The organism is Anaerolineales bacterium (assembly GCA_003105035.1).
Taxonomy (GTDB): Bacteria; Chloroflexota; Anaerolineae; order Anaerolineales; family UBA4823; genus FEB-25.
In genome coordinates this window covers 33,756-50,729 of record PQAL01000014.1, presented here as the reverse complement: position 1 = coordinate 50,729, position 16,974 = coordinate 33,756, and the positions used below count along the sequence as shown (strand labels likewise).

11 protein-coding genes are annotated in these 16,974 nt (G+C 53.6%); 9 read left to right on the top strand and 2 right to left on the bottom strand.

Annotated features, from left to right (window positions below):
* Positions 1 to 48 precede the first annotated feature (48 nt).
* Complete coding sequence (locus C3F13_06720; protein ID PWB54442.1) at positions 49 to 1,008, bottom strand: proline dehydrogenase; 960 nt, start codon at positions 1,006 to 1,008, stop codon at positions 49 to 51.
* A 121-nt stretch (positions 1,009 to 1,129) separates the two neighbouring features.
* On the opposite strand from C3F13_06720, the gene C3F13_06715 reads away from it, so the two are divergent.
* Genes C3F13_06715 through C3F13_06705 form a run of 3 tightly spaced genes read left to right on the top strand, consistent with a single transcriptional unit; the run spans position 1,130 to position 5,727 of the window.
* Complete coding sequence (locus C3F13_06715) at positions 1,130 to 2,593, top strand: hypothetical protein (GenBank protein PWB54441.1); 1,464 nt, start codon at positions 1,130 to 1,132, stop codon at positions 2,591 to 2,593.
* Positions 2,571 to 4,538: a hypothetical protein gene (locus C3F13_06710; GenBank protein PWB54440.1), complete on the top strand. Its 1,968-nt coding sequence runs from the start codon at positions 2,571 to 2,573 to the stop codon at positions 4,536 to 4,538. The genes C3F13_06715 and C3F13_06710 overlap by 23 nt, the downstream gene beginning before the upstream one ends.
* Before the next feature lie 13 nt (positions 4,539 to 4,551).
* Positions 4,552 to 5,727, top strand: coding sequence for a DNA-binding response regulator (locus tag C3F13_06705; protein ID PWB54439.1), 1,176 nt, complete (start codon positions 4,552 to 4,554; stop codon positions 5,725 to 5,727).
* Between the two features lie 51 nt (positions 5,728 to 5,778).
* On the opposite strand, the gene C3F13_06700 is transcribed toward C3F13_06705, so the two are convergent.
* Positions 5,779 to 7,215: a hypothetical protein gene (locus C3F13_06700; protein ID PWB54438.1), complete on the bottom strand. Its 1,437-nt coding sequence runs from the start codon at positions 7,213 to 7,215 to the stop codon at positions 5,779 to 5,781.
* A 190-nt stretch (positions 7,216 to 7,405) separates the two neighbouring features.
* On the opposite strand from C3F13_06700, the gene C3F13_06695 reads away from it, so the two are divergent.
* The 6 genes from C3F13_06695 to C3F13_06670 all read left to right on the top strand — a co-directional run bounded on the left by C3F13_06695 (position 7,406) and on the right by C3F13_06670 (position 16,971).
* Positions 7,406 to 8,734, top strand: coding sequence for a hypothetical protein (locus C3F13_06695; GenBank protein ID PWB54437.1), 1,329 nt, complete (start codon positions 7,406 to 7,408; stop codon positions 8,732 to 8,734).
* A gap of 71 nt (positions 8,735 to 8,805) precedes the next feature.
* Positions 8,806 to 10,023, top strand: coding sequence for a cell division protein FtsZ (locus C3F13_06690; GenBank protein PWB54493.1), 1,218 nt, complete (start codon positions 8,806 to 8,808; stop codon positions 10,021 to 10,023).
* Between the two features lie 10 nt (positions 10,024 to 10,033).
* On the top strand, positions 10,034 to 10,324 hold the full coding sequence (locus tag C3F13_06685; protein PWB54436.1) for a hypothetical protein: 291 nt from the start codon (positions 10,034 to 10,036) through the stop codon (positions 10,322 to 10,324).
* Positions 10,325 to 10,331: 7 nt separating this feature from the next.
* On the top strand, positions 10,332 to 11,039 hold the full coding sequence (locus C3F13_06680) for a hypothetical protein (GenBank protein ID PWB54435.1): 708 nt from the start codon (positions 10,332 to 10,334) through the stop codon (positions 11,037 to 11,039).
* 43 nt (positions 11,040 to 11,082) lie between these two features.
* The gene (locus tag C3F13_06675) at positions 11,083 to 11,406 is read left to right on the top strand and encodes a hypothetical protein (protein PWB54434.1); all 324 of its coding nucleotides are present in this window, start codon (positions 11,083 to 11,085) and stop codon (positions 11,404 to 11,406) included.
* Positions 11,407 to 11,412: 6 nt separating this feature from the next.
* Positions 11,413 to 16,971 (top strand): hypothetical protein, encoded by a 5,559-nt coding sequence (locus C3F13_06670; GenBank protein ID PWB54433.1) that lies wholly within the window; start codon positions 11,413 to 11,415, stop codon positions 16,969 to 16,971.
* The last annotated feature ends 3 nt before the right edge of the window (positions 16,972 to 16,974 follow it).

Sequence of the window (16,974 nt, the reverse complement as noted above, 5' to 3'; positions counted from 1 at the left end):
TTCCAATAGAAGGCGGTCGGCGAGTGATTGCGGTGTATCAGGCATAGCCTACTTGAAATTGAACCTTGGTAAGAGGAACAGCAGATCGGCCGGTCGTTCCGCGATTCGGCGCATGAAATAAGGATACCACTCGGTACCATACGGAACGTAAACCCGAACCCGATATCCTTCCTTCACCAGACCATCCTGAAGATCCTTACGGATGCCATTAAGCATCTGGAACTCCATAGCATCGTTCGGTAATCCGACCTTGGCTGCGTATTGCTTGGCAAAATCGATCCGCCTGGCATCATGGGTGGCGAGACCAGGGATGGGTGGAGTTTTCCCATCCGGGCTTAGAGGCGGGCATTCCCTGGCTAGGCTTCCATCGATAAGCAGGGCAGCACAGCGGTCGTAATTGGCATCAACATCTTTCATTTTTGGATAAGCGACCTTGGCGGGCTCAGTATAGGCCCCCTTACACAACCGCACCTTGAAGCAATCCTCCAGGAGCTTGCGGATGTCGGCTTCACTGCGATACAGGTAAGCTTGGATAACAATACCGACATTTTCATATCCAGCTTCACGAGCTTTATAAAGGATATTGATCGTCCTCTGGGTGACAGGAGAGTCTTCCATATCAATGCGAACAAAGCTGTGATATTTGCGGGCTGTATTTAGAATCTGTAAAAGATTCTCCAGGGTCAGTTCATCACTGATCCCAAGCCCAATTTGGGTTAATTTGATGGAGACATTAGCCCGTACACCGGCCTCTTCAATGGCATCGAACGCCTGGATAATGTCCTGTGTCGCCTGACGGGCTTTCTCGGGCGAATCGGTATTTTCCCCCAGATGGTCAAGCGTGGCATTGATCCCTGCTGCGTTCAAGGTCTTGATCACCCGGATCCCGTCAGCAAGAGTTTCTCCGGCGATGAAGCGGGAAGCCATTTTCCAGGCAATCGACCATTTTGCCACGATCTTTCGTGCCCAGGCAGCTTTTGCAAGGTAACTAAAGAATGATCGAAACATTGATATTCACCTCATGAGGCTTCAGAATGGGATGTTTGGTAAATTTTAACACAAAATCCGCCTAAATTCCATGGCATAGAACTTGCAACTATAGCGAAACAAGTTATACTAGAGGTTAACCATGCTACTGCAAAGTCAAAGACCACTCTTACGCCCTCAGACCACCGCTCACCTGGCCCAGACCATGGCCCTGCTTGAGCTAACCACAGCCGAGCTTCACCAGAAGGTGGAAGCTGAGCTAGCCCGCAACCCGGCCCTTGAGCTAATCGAAGAATTCCGTTGCCCGACCTGCCATCGGGTGCTGCATAATAGCCAACCCTGCCCAACCTGTACCAGTACCATGGGCAGCTCACCTGATCAGCCGATCGTCTACCTATCGTGCCACGAGGATTTCTTTGCTAAACCCAGCTCGAATGCCAGCCTTGACGACCTCCCGGATGATAACTTCGCTCCCGAGCATGAGGACCTGCCCGCATTCATCCTGCGCCAGATTGGGCCTGAGCTGGCGGTAGATGACCGCCCTATTGCAGTACACATCCTGACCAGCCTGGACGAAGACGGTCTCTTGACCATCAAGCCAGTCGAAATTGCCCTTTACTACCATTTGCCCCTCTCACGGATTGAGAAGGTCATTGATCAGATCAAGCATGCCGAACCCCTGGGGGTTGGATCATCATCACCCAAGGAGGCCCTGTTGATCCAGCTGGAAGTCTTGGGGGAGAACCTTCAAGTACCCGATAGGGCTGAAGACGCCATTCAGGCGGGTATTGAGCTGCTTAGCCCACACCACCTCCCGGAGCTTGCCCGGCATCTTAATATCCCCATCGCTCAGGCCAGGGAGATCGTCCGCTTCATCAGCGACAACCTGAACCCATTCCCGGCACGCGCCCATTGGGGTGACCTGCCGAATAGCGCATCCTCCAAGGAACAGGAGAATACCTTCCACTTCCCCGATATCATCATCAGCCGCTGCACAGAGGATGATGACTCAGCTCTGGTGGTGGAGATCGCCATGCCTTTCTACGGCACCTTGCGAGTGAATCCGCTGTTTCGTGAAGCTCTCCAGCAAGCCCCAGAAGAAAAGTCGGAGCTGTGGCAGGAGGATCTCGAAAAAGCTACTTTACTGGTAAAATGCTTACAACAACGCAACCACACAATTGTGCGCTTAATGCAAAGGCTGGTCGTTATCCAGCGCGAGTTCATCTTATATGGGGATGCGTACCTGAAACCCATCACTCGCGCAGATATGGCTGCGGAGCTTCAGGTGCATGAATCGACGATGTCCAGAGCGGTATCCGATAAAGCAGTCCAACTGCCCAACCGCAGGATCGTCCCATTAGCGATGTTTTTCGATCGCAGCTTGCACGTCCGTACGGCCTTGAAACAGATAATCGACCAGGAATCCGATTCTCTGAGTGATTCGCAGATTGCTGAAATGCTCTCCAATATGGGATTCCCGGTAGCCAGGCGGACAGTGGCGAAATACCGCTCAATTGAGGGCATTTTGCCTGCCCACCTGCGCAACCATACTTACAAACAGAGCCTGATGATTCCTCAACATAATGAACCGAGTATCGCAGTTTAGTAGCTTCATAAAAAATCAATTTGCACCCCTGGGAACAGCGGAACTTGAAACCTTACTAAACTCGCTACCACAAGCTGCAGTCATCATCAATAATAATACCAACCGAATTTACCTGGCCAACTCGAAGGCTACCGAGCTGACTGCCTATACACGCAGTGAGCTGACCGAGGTGGACTACCGGAGCCTGTTCCAGGTGATTAAAGCTGAGCCTGATATTGAAGAAGGGCAGATCGAGCCAGCTAAGTATCCCTCACCCGTCGAGTTGATCAAGCGGGGTGGCTCGAAATCCATCGTCCAGGTGACATTTAGCCCTCTGGGCGATGCGAATAAATTCTCATTAATTTCTTTCGAGCTGGATGAGCAGTATCGATTGCTCCGTGAAGAAGAAGAGCGCTACCATGCCTTGTGGGATCACTTGAATGAGCTATCCAGGGCACTGCTCTCCCCAAACCTGGATGAATCGCTCAACAGCCTGCTTCAGACCAGCCTGGCCTTGACGGGGGCTTGCTCACTCAGCATCTACCAGGCGAACAGCCAAAACCCCAGCCTGCAGCGTATCACACTCACCGGTAGCGACCCGGCTTTCCCGGATGAAATCAGTGGGCAAGATTTCGCCCACTTGCAATCGCCCATGATCTGGGTGCGTGGTAGGAGAGCTATCATCAACCTCCACCGTCTGGCTCATGCCTCAAATATCACCTACATGGCCTCCGCCCCTATTGGTGAAGCGAATGCCTTCATCGGGCTGCTAATTGCCCTGGGCGAGAATTCTATCCCGTCGCCCAACCTGATCCCACAGCTAACCTTCTTAGCAACCCAGGTCAACACGATTATCCAGGGACATGCCTTGAACACCCAGCTCAAGCAGGACATCCAGGACTACATGACCAAAGTGCTGACCAACTCTGCCATTTTCAACTCAATGGAAGATGGGGTAATCATTCTGTCTCCTGACCTGATTGTTAATTCATTGAATCCCTCAGCCGAGATCTGCCTGGGGTACGCCACCGAGGAAGTCGCTGGTCAGAGAATTGAAAACGTGCTGATTGGCGGTGAGGACCTCAAGGCTGCCTTCCAGGTCGTACAAAACGAGCTGCGTATCGGCAGCATCGGAAGCCTCAAGCTCTTTCGCCGCAACGGTGAATACTTCCAGGCTAACCTGCGGATCATCCCGATCATCAACGAGAACCAGGTTAATAGTATCATCATCCTATTCCACGATTTGAGCGAGCAGGAGGAATACCGCTTGAAGAACCAGCAGCTGGAGCAGCGCGCCTTGCTCGGAGAGGTAACGGCTTCCTTTGCCCACGAAGTGAAAAACCCGATCAATAACATTTTCACCGGCTTGCAGCTCCTGGCAATCAACCTGCCCAAAGATGACCCAAACCAGCAGAACATCGCCAGGCTGGAAGAAGATTGTGAGCGCTTAACTTCTCTGGTAAAATCGAGCCTGACCTTTGTCCGGCCGATGGAATACAAGCTTGAAGCCATTCAACTGGGTCAGCTGATCTCGAACTTGCTGGAGCGCTGGCGATCCAGGCTAGTCAAGCTGAACATCAAGTATCAGGTGCAAGCAGATAAGACGGTGCCGACCATCGATGGTGATTACCGTGCGCTTGAACAGGTTTTCACCAACCTGATCAACAACGCCATCGAAGCCATGGATACAAACGGAGGCATGTTGTCGGTCAAAATCCGGCAGATCAGCGAAGATGAGAATCAGGCACATGTTGAAGTCAGCATCTCCGACACCGGACCAGGTATCCCGGCTGAACTCAGGGAGAAGATCTTTGAGCCGTTCTTCACCACGAAGCAAGGCGGTACGGGGCTTGGTCTGGCGATCGTGAAACGCATCGTAACGGCGCACAGAGGTTCGATTTACGTAAATAGCATCCTGGGAGGAACGAACTTCGTAGTTCAATTCCCCTATACCACATCCTTATAAGCTGGAAAGTGCTATGGCAGCTACAATTCTGATCGTTGACGATGAAGCAAACGCACGAATCAATATCAGCCAGTTCCTGACCACGCGCGGCTACGAAGTGCTGGAGGCGGCTACCCTGGCTGAAGCGCGTGAGCGTCTCAAGCACGGCAGTGCAGATATCATTCTTCTGGATGTGGAGCTGCCCGATGGCTACGGACCTACTCTGCTTAGTGAGACAGCCCAGATGCCCATGAGGCCTCCCATCATCATCATCACCGCCTATGGTCACATCGATATGGCCGTCGAGGCGATGAAAAACGGCGCGCATGACTTCCTCCAGAAACCGGTCCAATTCGGGCCGCTCGAAAAATCGATCCTGAGAGCTCAGGAGATCGTAGCTATGCGCAGGGAGCTGGTGCACCTGCGCGAATCACAGCGTAAGGAATATTCTTCGATGGTGTGTACCAACCCGGCAATGCAGCTGGTTCTACACCAAGCCCAGCGTGCTGCAGCTGCATCAGTTTCCGTCTTGATTACCGGCGAGACCGGCACCGGTAAGGAGGTGCTGGCCAATGCTATTCACCAGATGGGGCCACGCGCCAATAAACCCTTCATCGCGATCAACTGCGCAGCGATTCAGAGCACCGTGCTCGAATCTGAGCTATTCGGCTATGAAGCCGGAGCCTTTACCAGCGCAGAAAAGCGCAAGCTAGGCCTGATGGAAGTTGCTGACCAGGGTATCCTTTTCCTGGATGAAATCTCATCCATGCCGGTCGATATGCAAGCCAAGCTTCTGCGCGCCATCGAAGAACAGAAGTTCAGGCGCGTGGGCGGGACCACTGAAGTGCGTGTGGATGTGCAGATCATCGCCGCCTCTAACCGCGACCTGATCACAGCCATGGAAAAGGGCGAGTTCCGCCATGACTTGTATTACCGCTTGAAAGTAGTTGACCTGCATCTCCCAAGACTTAAAGACCGCAAGGAAGATATCCCCGAGCTGGTCGGCCTGTTTATTCGCCAGAACAACCAGAGGCTTGGAATCAATATCCAGGATGTGACCCCCCGGGCGATGGAAGCGTTGATCAATCACCCCTGGCCGGGTAATATTCGTGAGCTGCGTAACGTGATCGAACGGGCTATGCTGTTCTGCGATGAAAGCTCGATCGACCTCCCCCACCTGCCTCTGGAAATGATCAAATCATCCCAATAGGCAACTAATCAGATTAACCTAAGAACCCTGAGTTATTCATCAGGGTTCTTTTTATGGCTGTTGCCAGATTGTGTAGCTTCTCGAGAAACAAATCTGAGGCGAGGTGTTACCAACCACGCATACCTCGTAGGGGACGATGGCTCCATTCGGTCCATCGATCGGATCCAGCGTGCCTCTCGCTCTACCATCCTGTCCGGTCGGATCCAAAACGTAAGTCTTGGTGAGACCATCCGGTTGTTTTACCAGCAGGGAAACCTGGATGCCATTGACCGGTGTATTGTTACGTGTGGCTTCCACATGGATGACCTGCTGACCTCCGGATGGGATCAGAGGGTAATCCTCCCAGGTATTGATCTGCAAGGCTTCAGTAATCGCAGGACCAGGTGTAGCTGGTTGCGTACCGCTGGTAAGATAATCCGCTCCAAGCGAGTGAGGGCCTATGCGCAGCTCAATCGGTGCATTGGGGTGATACTCCAAACACAAGTTAGTGAAGCATTGCGAATATCCCCCGTCAGGAAGTTCCCGGTATTCGGTGATCGGGTTGCCGGAATAGTCCATACCCCCGTGAGCATTGATATAGTCGAAGAAGCTGGTTGGTACGTTGTAGCCTAACCCTTCCTGTACTGGGAAGAAGGATAGCCATTCCGCCTGTTCTTCTTCTACAGGCGCGTCCGATTGGATGCCCAGCCACGCTGGAACTGGTCGGAGCTTCACCTGGCTTCCGCTGCTTGGGTCGATGAACAATACGACATTCTCAAAGGCCATCTCGTAATTGCCATCCGAGCTCATCGACGGAGGAGACAGAGGCTCACCGGTATAGTCGTAGCTGAATCGCTCCGCAGCATCCAGGAACACCTGTTCGGTCGCGCTGTACTCGCGCACATAAGAAGGTCCAGGTGGAGTTGAGTCGGAGCTGGCATATGGGCAGGTCGTGCCACACAACCAATCTCCGTAGGGCATCAAATGCACTGTACCTGGTGAGTCGCTATAGTTACGGTAGAACCCTACCCCATCAAAATATTGCTCATACCGCTGCTTGAGGTCATTGGCCTCGACCTTGGTAAGCGGTACGCCAAGAATGTTAGCTCCATACTGTTCATAAAATGGCAATACCTCATCCCAGATTTTGTGCCCGTTCACATAAATTGTGCTACTGTCCGTCGGGGGTTGTTCAACCTGACCATTGACCTTCCAGGTGCTTGCTGCTATGGGTGAAAAATAGAAACGCTTGAGAGCTGCCCGGTTCGGGTCGTAAGCCATCAACCCGGAAACAACATACTGGTAGGTGGTACCGTCCTTATCAATGAGAGGTGAAATCGCCGAACCCAACACCTCTTCAGCTCCCATCTCACGATAAAAATCAGAGAAGGCAGGATCAACTTCATATATACCCCGCGAGGATGTCGTTGGTGATGCACAACCCACCAGGATCATGGCAAATAGCAAGCTGACAACAGACCATGCCATCTTGCTTCGTAATAAACGCATATTCCTCCACACCGGTGACTGATACGGGGATTTCCAGTCCAGCCAATGATCATTCAAAAGCTAGGGCCTGCCATCTAGCCGGGAATCATTATACATTGAATCATACCAAGTGGATAGCCAGCCTATTTTATTCCACTGGCACATCCCTTGCAACATATGAGGTGAGATCAAACAGAGGACTCAGAATGAAATGAACGATGCATTGCAAATTTCGCGCTACGGTTTTTACTACTTCCCCGACACTATCCATTACCGGGAGAACGACCTGCACCGTTGGATCCCGGAACTAAAGGCACTGGGGGCATCCTGGCTGACCCTGCTTGCTCCTTTCGACAGGGCCATTCCTGAGACTTTTATCCTCCAGATCCTCTATGAGGGCATCCAACCGATCATCCATCTGCCGTTAGCTACCAGTGGAAACCACAATATTGATGAATTGAGCATGATCTTTGAAGCCTATGCTCATTGGGGTGTTCGCTACATCACTCTTTTCGACCGTCCGAATTTGAAGAACCACTGGTCTTCCTCCAGCTGGGTGCAACGTAGCATTGTAGAAAGATTCCTGGATATGTTCATCCCGGTTGCGCGCGCCGCCCTACAGGCAGGCCTTGCCCCTTCGTTCCCAGCCCTGGAACCGGGTGGAGATTACTGGGATACAGCTTTCCTCTTTTCGTCCCTGCAAGGCCTTTCACGACGGGGTGAAACGGAATTGCTTGATGAGATCACCCTCTCAGCTTATGCCTGGCCTGGAAATCGCTCACCCGATTGGGGTGCAGGTGGACCTGAGCGCTGGCCACAGACCAGGCCTTATTCAACCCCCGCCAATTCCGAGGACCAGCTAGGTTTCCGCATCTTCGACTGGTACCTGGCTGTTTCCCAGGCAGCCCTGGATAAAAACTTTCCGATTATCCTGCTTGGGGCAGGCAGCCGGCTGGGTGACCAACCTGACCCACGCTCACCAGCAGTTGATATCCTAGCCCATTCCTGGCAGAACCTGGCTCTGGTGAGGATAATGGCCGGGCAGGCCCAAGAATTCGATCCCGTCCCATCAGAAGTGTTGGCTTGTAATTTCTGGTTGGTGGCTGCGGATCAGGATTCACCCGAAGTCAAGGATGCCTGGTTCAAGCCAGGCGGTGAACAGCTGCCAGTGGTGACGATGATCAAGGAGTGGGTAGCCAACGGAGGTGTTGATCCCGCAGCAACCAACAAGCAACGGGTAGCTGCCAAGCTAGCTTCACCAGAATCCCGGCCGATCGCCCATTATTTGCTGCTGCCCACCTTCGAGTGGGGTCCAGCCGATTGGCACCTCGACGCTATCCGCCCGTTCATAAATAAATACCAGCCGACGATAGGATTTTCTCCCGTAGAAGCTTCACATGCCAGGCGCGTCACCGTGGTTGGAGGTGCTGCAAAGGTGCCGGAATCGATTATAGACGGTCTACTCGCTGCTGGTTGCATCGTTGAGCAGATCAGTGGAGATGGTATGAATATTGCAACAGAATCGACATCCGCTCATTGATATTTGATTTCGGAGATTATCACGGCTCAGGAAAGACTAAACCATCAAAAAAAGGTGCCCAAATGAATGAGATGATCTACAACTTCCAGCATAAATCTTCCTACCCCTTCACCCTTCCCGATGATACTGAACCACTGAATGGCAACATTCACAAACCCTCACTCAAAGTACTGGGCCTGGGAGGAGGTGGCTCGAATGCGATCAACCGCATGATCGAACTCGGGCTCACCGGCGTGGACTTCATCGTGGCCAATACGGATGCCCAGGCACTCCATAACAGCCTGGCACCAACCAAGATCCAGTTGGGTCCAAAAACCACGCGGGGCTTAGGTGCCGGCGGCAATCCAGAAGTCGGCCAAGCTGCAGCAGAAGAGAGCACTAAGCTCATCGCAGCTGCCCTTGAAGGGGCTGATATGGTTTTCCTGACCGCTGGAATGGGCGGTGGTACTGGCACGGGTTCGATCGCAGTGGCAGCCAAGATTGCCCGATCGATCGGAGCTGTGACCATCGCGGTCGTGACAATGCCGTTTTCATTTGAGCTGGGTCGCCGGCAGCGGAACGCATCGGAGGGCATCATGCGCCTCTCACCCAACACCGATACCTTGATCTCCATCCCCAATGATCGGCTCCTGGACGTGGCACCCCGGGACCTGCCTTTGGACACAGCCTTCCGGCTAGCAGACGATGTCTTACGCCAGGCAGTGCAAGGAATCACTGAGCTGATCACCACTCCCGGTATGATCAACGTTGACTTTGCTAACGTCCGCAATCTGATGAAGATGGGCGGTGGAGCGCTCATGTCTATTGGGCAGGGCGATGGCGAAGGCAAGGCGATGCAAGCCGTGGAGCAAGCCCTCCACCACCCACTCTTACAGACTACCTCGATCGAGAATGCAGCTGGCATGTTGGTCAACTTTACCTGCGGTGGTGAGCTGGCACTCTATGATGTCCAGGCAGCCTTATCGCACTTGCAAGCCCAGGCTGGCGGAAGGGCTGAGATCGTCCTGGGTGTGGTCAATGATGAGCGCCTGCAGGATCGCGTAGAGGTGATCCTGGTCATTACCGGTTTAGGTTCCACAACCCTTGAGGAGACCCTCTCCCGTTTAGACACCAGGCAGACGCCCCTTGAACGGAAGGCTCCTGTCGCCTCCGAAAAATACGACTTCAATATGCCCGAATTCTTGACTGATGAGCCCATGCGGGAGGAAGTCTCAGTAGGCTCGAATGACCTGGATATTCCTGCCTTCCTGAGACGCGGTCGAAAGATTGATGTAAGGACCATTGGGTAATTGGTGCAGCATGAACACTGGCGGCATCCTGAACCGGGTTGAGATCGTGATGTACTCAACGCTCACCTCGATGTTGAGTGGGGTTAACCACCTGCGTGGTATTCCAGGGCAATCTGCAGCTTCGCTGAACCCTCCTGCCCAGGCAGTGTCTGAGCAACAAGCACACGCGTTTCCACAGGCTCAAAAGTTCAGCCTTTCGATAATCTGGGATTCGATCAAGGAAATTGTGCCTCCCCTGTTCTTCTGGTTGGTTCTCGGGTTTGCCGCAGGATTCTTAATTGGTATGGTTCAACCCAGGTGATACGTGAATGAAGAATCACTCGCTGTTAAATTTCTCGGTATTCATCTGCGCATTGGTGATCGGATTCTCGTTCAGTACTCACTTTTACCGTCCCGGATTCATCGATCTTGCAATGGTTAAGAGTGTAGCTGCGCAGGAAGATCAGCCATCCATTCCGACTTTAAACAATGGCCAGAGAAGTTACCTGGTCATCATTGCAAGTGCAATGGGGAGGTCTAATTCCCAGCTGGAGAGCATCTGGCTGGCTTCATACCTCCCGACTGAACCTGACATCCGCTTGCTTCCCATCTATCCCTCAGATAGCGAGGTTACCACTGATTTTGGACAGCAGCTGGTAAACACATTTAAGCTAAGCAAGCAGAACGGGAATGTACTACTTTCACAGGATTTTCTTGACCTCCTGGAGGAGCACAATTATTGGTGGAGCGGCTACGTCGTACTCGACGAGCAAGCCCTTCAAAATATCTCCACATTAGCGCAGGAAGCGTATGGTAAAGATATCCAAGAAGGAATAATCCTGCGCGCGGCATGCCAACGCCTGGTTTTGAACAGTGGAGAAGATGGGCTCACCCAGCTCGTTTCGTTGATCCCCCAGAAGGCTATCACGGACCTGGATCCGCAGTTGCTCGAGCAGGAGCTAGAGGATTTACTATCGAACAAACAGCCAATTCACTGCAGCCTTCCAGTTGCAGAAGTAAATGAGACCATTCATTAATGTGCACACCTGATCGCCTGGCACAAGAATTGTTGAGGTAACCATGGAAAATATTAATGCAAGTGATTTACAGTTGTTCATGCTCATAGGCACTTTTTTGCTGGGTACGATCACCTTCCTGCTTGGCCTGGCCATTTTAATGTATGGGGCCTGGGGCAAAGACCTGCGAAATATCGCTGACAACACCGCCAAGCTGGCCCAGAAAGGTATTGCTGAGGAGATCTCAGGACTGGTAGGCAATGCTTCCACATTGATGACTACATTGAACGACGTGATGCGTACCTCCAACGGGATAGGGTTCTATTTGACCATTGTAGGTGCGCTGCTCATGTTCCTGTCTTGCCTGGTGCTACTGCGCAACCTGTAAACCCATATGGCGACTCAACACATCATCGACCGCCTGACTGCAACCCTGCACGCCTACAACCTGTCGTGGCTGCTACCCAGCCTGCGACAGGATTTTGTCATATGGAGCGGCCTGAACGATCAAGCTTTCTTCGAGCAGTTGGTTCTCTCACAGCCCCAAGAACACGCTTACCTCCCTGCTGATTTCTCCCCCGCCAGGCTGGCTTTCGTTGCTCTCGGGCAGTGCAACCCCGGCCAGATCGACCCACAACATCTGTTCGAGGCCGTTGATAACCAGATACTTCAGTTGGCTATACGCAATTTCCCGGGTCAACTTTCCTCGCAAAACACCTCCCAAGATCTGGCACAAGCCGGAATGATTGCCCTGGCGCTGGCCTACAAATTTCACATAACGCGTTCATGGGCAGACCTGATAGGGGGTCTCTCTGAATATGACACCCAAGACTGGATGGCGCCTCTGGCGTGCCTGTACGGCATGGTCGATACACCAACAGAGCTAATAAAAGCCTTGGTCCAGCCAGGAGCGAGCATCGGACGGTTCAGGTTAGCGATCCACTGCTTGCTCACCAACCCCCTGACTACCGATGAACAGCTCACCTCACTCAAAGACTTGTGCAAGGGACCGTATGGTGACCTGTTGCCTGCTGCCGACAGGCTCAGGCTGGTGCACGAAGTCAGCGAGCAGTGCCCAAGATTAGCTGAGATCTTCTGCTCGGAATGGCTAGCCTCTCAACCCAGATTCAATATAGAGCTTTTGACCGTACAAAGTGACATAAATGCATGCCTAAGCCTTCTGGCTGAGGTGCAGTTCCAGGTGAGGCTGCGACAGATTGCCGGACAAAAGCAAGACTTAGCCAAGTTACTCTCTGTAGAAAATTCTCTCCTCCACAGTGTTTACACGGGTACAGCTAGCCAGGTGTTGGCTGGGCCTTACCAGGGAGAAGCTTCCACCCAGGTCTTAGAGATAGCAATCAAAGCTGCCAATTTCAACGGGCTTTCCGATCGATCACCAGGCACCCGGGCTGAGCTGGCGCTAACATTGCTGGAGCGCGGGCTGGACGAGGATGCTGCCAAGTTGCTCCCCCGTTTGGATGAACCGCTACCCGGAGACCTCGCCACGCTTTTCGCGGTCATCAGAGCATCACGCCAGGCTGGCAATGATCGCTATTCGAGCGCGATGACCAGGCTGCTCGAGCTGCTTAACCAGGAAGGTACACTCGATAGCCTGCCAGTCTCGGGTGAACATGTCTCGCTGACCAGCCTTGGCAAGCTTTTACTTGAGCAGCATCGGCCACTCGAGGCAGCTCGTGTCTGCGAGGCTGCTGTGGGAATCTGCCCCAATGATGCAAGGATATTGCATCAGCTGGCTGCTTGCTACCGGGCTACCCACCAGAATCATGCAGCTGCCGAGACATTACGCGTGCTTGTCTGTTTGAACCCTGATGCAATGGATTTCCGCAGGGATTTCGCTTCCACCCTGGAAGCCATTGAAGAGTGGGAAGCCAGCCTTGAGCATCGTAGCATAATCCTGGCCTCTGCTGAGGAAGATAAGACCGAGCAGCCTGTAGAAGACCTATACGGGTACGCCTATTGCGCACTCAAAGCCCGCCACCCAGAGCTGACCCAGCATGTTTGTACTGATCTCCTGACCAAAAATCCCGAGGACAGCCAGGCACTCATTTATCTGGGTGAAGCATACCTGCTCCTCGGCCAGAAAGAACAGGGTCTTGTATGCCTGACCAGCGCCACCGAAGTAACCCCAACAAATGCGGCAGCCTGGCTGGCGTTAGCAGAAGCCCAAAAAGAAACACAACAGATCAAGTCAGTGATTGAAACCCTCAGGAACGCCGCCCAAGCGGTACCTTCATCAGCCCAGGTACACTTCATGCTGGGCAGCTTGTATCTTGATGATGAAGCACCTAGCCTGGCTCTGCCTGAGCTACGCTTCGCCGCTGAGCTTGCTCCGGAGGAAGCGCACATCCTGGTGGGCTTTGCCCAGGCTTTGAGGGAGCTTGGGCACCTCGAGGATGCCTGCACAGCCCTGGCCAAGGCGTATGCTTTGGATCAAAACCTACCCAACCTCGCCCAATCTTATGCAACAATGTTGCTCGAGCTGAAACGATACGAAGAAGCCCTTTCACCACTCGAGCTTCTGATCGATAACAAAGCAGTGGAAGATCCAGCCACATACCTGGATTATGCCCGCTGCGTATTATTCTTGCATAATTCCGGCGTGAAGACCTACCCGCCGATGAAAGCCCTGATTGCCCTCAACCAGGCTCTCCAGCAGAACCCAGGTCTGGCCGAAGCCCGGGCTCTGACAGCTGAAGTGCTGGCAGCCAGTGGAGAAAATGAGCTGGCTTTCCAGGCTTACCGCGAAGCCCTGGATACACCCTTAACAGAAGACAGGCAATGGTTTGAGCGCCTGTCGTACGGCTTTGGCTGCATCGCCAGCACCATTGGCAAACATGATATCGCGATTGCCGCCCTGCAGGAAGCTAGCCAAGTGAACCCTGAGAACCCCGCCACCTGCAAGGCTCTATCGGATGCCTACTTGCTGGCCAACCTGGTTGAAGACGCAGTGCGTTCTGCCCGAAATGTGCTGGTGATTGATGGAGAAAATCCGGATCACCTTGCTTGGTTTGCCGGGCAGATGGCAAAGATCCTGTGGGGAAAGCGCGGAGTTCAAGCATCAGCTTCAAATTCATTATATAAAGAGATTCCTTCCGAAGTGCTTATCGCCTTGCACAAAGCAATCGAGCTGGCTCCCACCCGCACCGACCTGTTAATCCAGCTCGGCAACTTCCAGGCGAAGATGGGCAATCGTGATGAGGCGCGCGATACATTTGCTTCGCTCGCCCAGCTCGATTTCGCCACGATCGAAGACCTGCAAAACGCGGCTACATTCCTGAGCCAGATCAATGAGCATGGATTGGCCACCACCTGCCTTGAAAAAGGCATGGCTATCGACCAGGCGAGCACCGGGCGACACATCTCAAGTGTGTACACCAGCCTGGCCCACGAGTACATGGAGATCGACGATCAGCCCTCTGCCCTACGCACGCTGGACCAGGCGATCAGCCTGCTCCCCGCAGAAAACTCGATCGTCTCACTCAAGATTGATATCCTACTTGGCTTGGAGCGCACCCAGGAAGCGCTGGATTGCATCGACGCAGCTCTTCCCCAAACCACGGATTATGTATTCGCCCTCGACTTACTCTTCACAGCCATGCGCATCCAGCGCACTACAGGTAACCTGGCAGGAGTAGCAGGTTATGCACGTAAAGCCATGGCGCAATCAAGGGCCGGAGATCTCACCAGATGGCCGGTTAAGATACTCACCCAGCTTGCTGAGTTATACCGCTCGCTCCTGCAACCACAGCAGGCTTACCTAATCCTCAACAACGGCAGCTATCCTGACCCGTCATTATCAGCTGACAGCCAAGCGTACCTGGATTACCTGTGCCTCTATACCGAGCTGGCCCTAGAAACTGGAGAACCACTGAAACGGGACATCCAGGATGCGCAGGTAAGGACGGACGATCCTCAACTGGTCAGGCTAATGGCCCTCCAGGCTCGCCTGATTAACAAGGCCGGGAATTCCAAACAAGCTGCCCGGTTGCTACAGTCAGCGGTTGACAAGGCCAACGACAGCACCATCAGGATTAGTGATGGTGGCTGGGAAAGGCCATACTTCCAGCACATGAACCTGGTGGCCCTGAGCGAAGCGGCCGTTGAGATTGGCCTATGGGAGATCTCGATCGAGATCAGCCAACAAGCTTGCCAAACCAGTTCAGATCCGCTGCCCCTGCTTAACCTGGCCAGGACCATCGTACTCAGGGCAGAATACGACCAGTTGTGTGACACACTCGAAGTGACCAGCCATAAACCTTCAGAGTATGCCCGTACTTCTGAAAACTTCACCCTGGCCAGGCAGTACCTTGACCAGGCTCAGGATCTCATCGATGGCTTCCGTGAAGAGCCGATTGTTCCTGATTATCCACTCACCAGCGACCAGATCTTCCGCTGGCAAGCACGCGCGGACATTATTTTTAACCTGGAAACCGAACCCCAGCTCGAGCCGGAAGAAATCCTGGCGCGCCAGGGCTCAGCGGAGGATACCGCAGCCCTGATCAACCATCTACACACCGGAGGCTCTGCCCACCCAGATAGTGAAGCGCTCACCCGCATTATCAAGCTGGCACGCGCCTTCCCACGCCAACCAGGAGTGATCCTGCAGATAGCCCTAGCCCTCGAGTATAGCAACCCAGCTGATGCAGCTAAATCATTGCAATCAGTGCTGGCTCAAAACCCATTCCTGAAGACCCCCACCACTGCTTTTTGCAATTACCTGCTTGCCAGGATCGCCAATTCGCAAGCCGACAGTGCCACTGCCTGCGCAGCCATTGAGACTGCCATCGGTTTTTGGAACGACGAGCCTTGCTGGCATGCTTTAGCCGCTCAAGTGTATCAGGGTCATTCTGATATCGCCCATGCTGCTGAACACTGGCAGGTGGCAGCTAGACTTGCTCCGCAGGACATCGCCTACCCCATGGAGCTTGCTAAGCTGCTCCTGGACAATGCCGCGGAGGATACGCACCTGATCCACCAGTCTTGCCACTACTTCGAAAGCGCACTGGCCTTGCAGCCAGACGAAGTGGATGCCCTGCTTGGCCTGGCAGAAGGGCAATACCTGCTCAGTGACCTGGAAAATGCTGATCGCAATGCCCGAAAGGCGCTTACACTCGCACCCGAATTGGGTCGCTCCTACCAGCTATTGGGTGAGATCTCTATCCGCAGGAATGATTTCCAGGGCGCGTACGAGTATGCCAACAAAGCCATGGTAGCCAGCCCGCGAGACGTACGCTCGACCATCGTCCTGGCCAGGTCACTATCCGCTCTCGGCAGGCACAATGAAGCCTTGTCCAGGTTAAACGCAGCCATCCCTACCACAATAGAACCCGAACTGCTCGAGCTGGAGCGGGTGGCCATCCTTTCAAGGATGGAAGGCCCGCGTGCGGCGTTGAACGAGCTGCAAGCCCTGGCAGATGCACACCCAGGAAAGTTCAACATCCTATCTGCCCTCGCCCAGATGTATTTAGAAGCGGGAGAAGCCGAAAATGCGGTGACTTCTGCCCAGCACGCCTTGAGCACCAGCACCGAGCAAGCCTCACGCAATGAGCAGGCAAACCTCCACCTGCTGATCGGGCAGATCCTACGTAAAGCTGGTCAGCTCGACCAGGCGATCCAACATTTGAGCAAGGCAATCCAGCTGGCGCCTGACCGACTTGAACCTTACCTGGAGCTGGGACTGGCACGCAAGGAGCGCCGTGAGTACCAGCAGGCGCTACAGGTCTTCGAGCAGGCTACCCAGATTGCCCCCGAGGATCCGCGCGCCTTGTTCCAGGCTGGCCTGGCGCTCAAGGAGAGCAAAGATTACAAGTCTTCCGAGAGCATGTTGCGCCGGGCGGTAAGCCTGGCCCCCAACGACCTGAACATCCGGCGCCAGCTGGCTGCCGTAGTGGCCCTCAACCTGGTGCATAACCCCCGCCTCGGGAGGAATTGACCT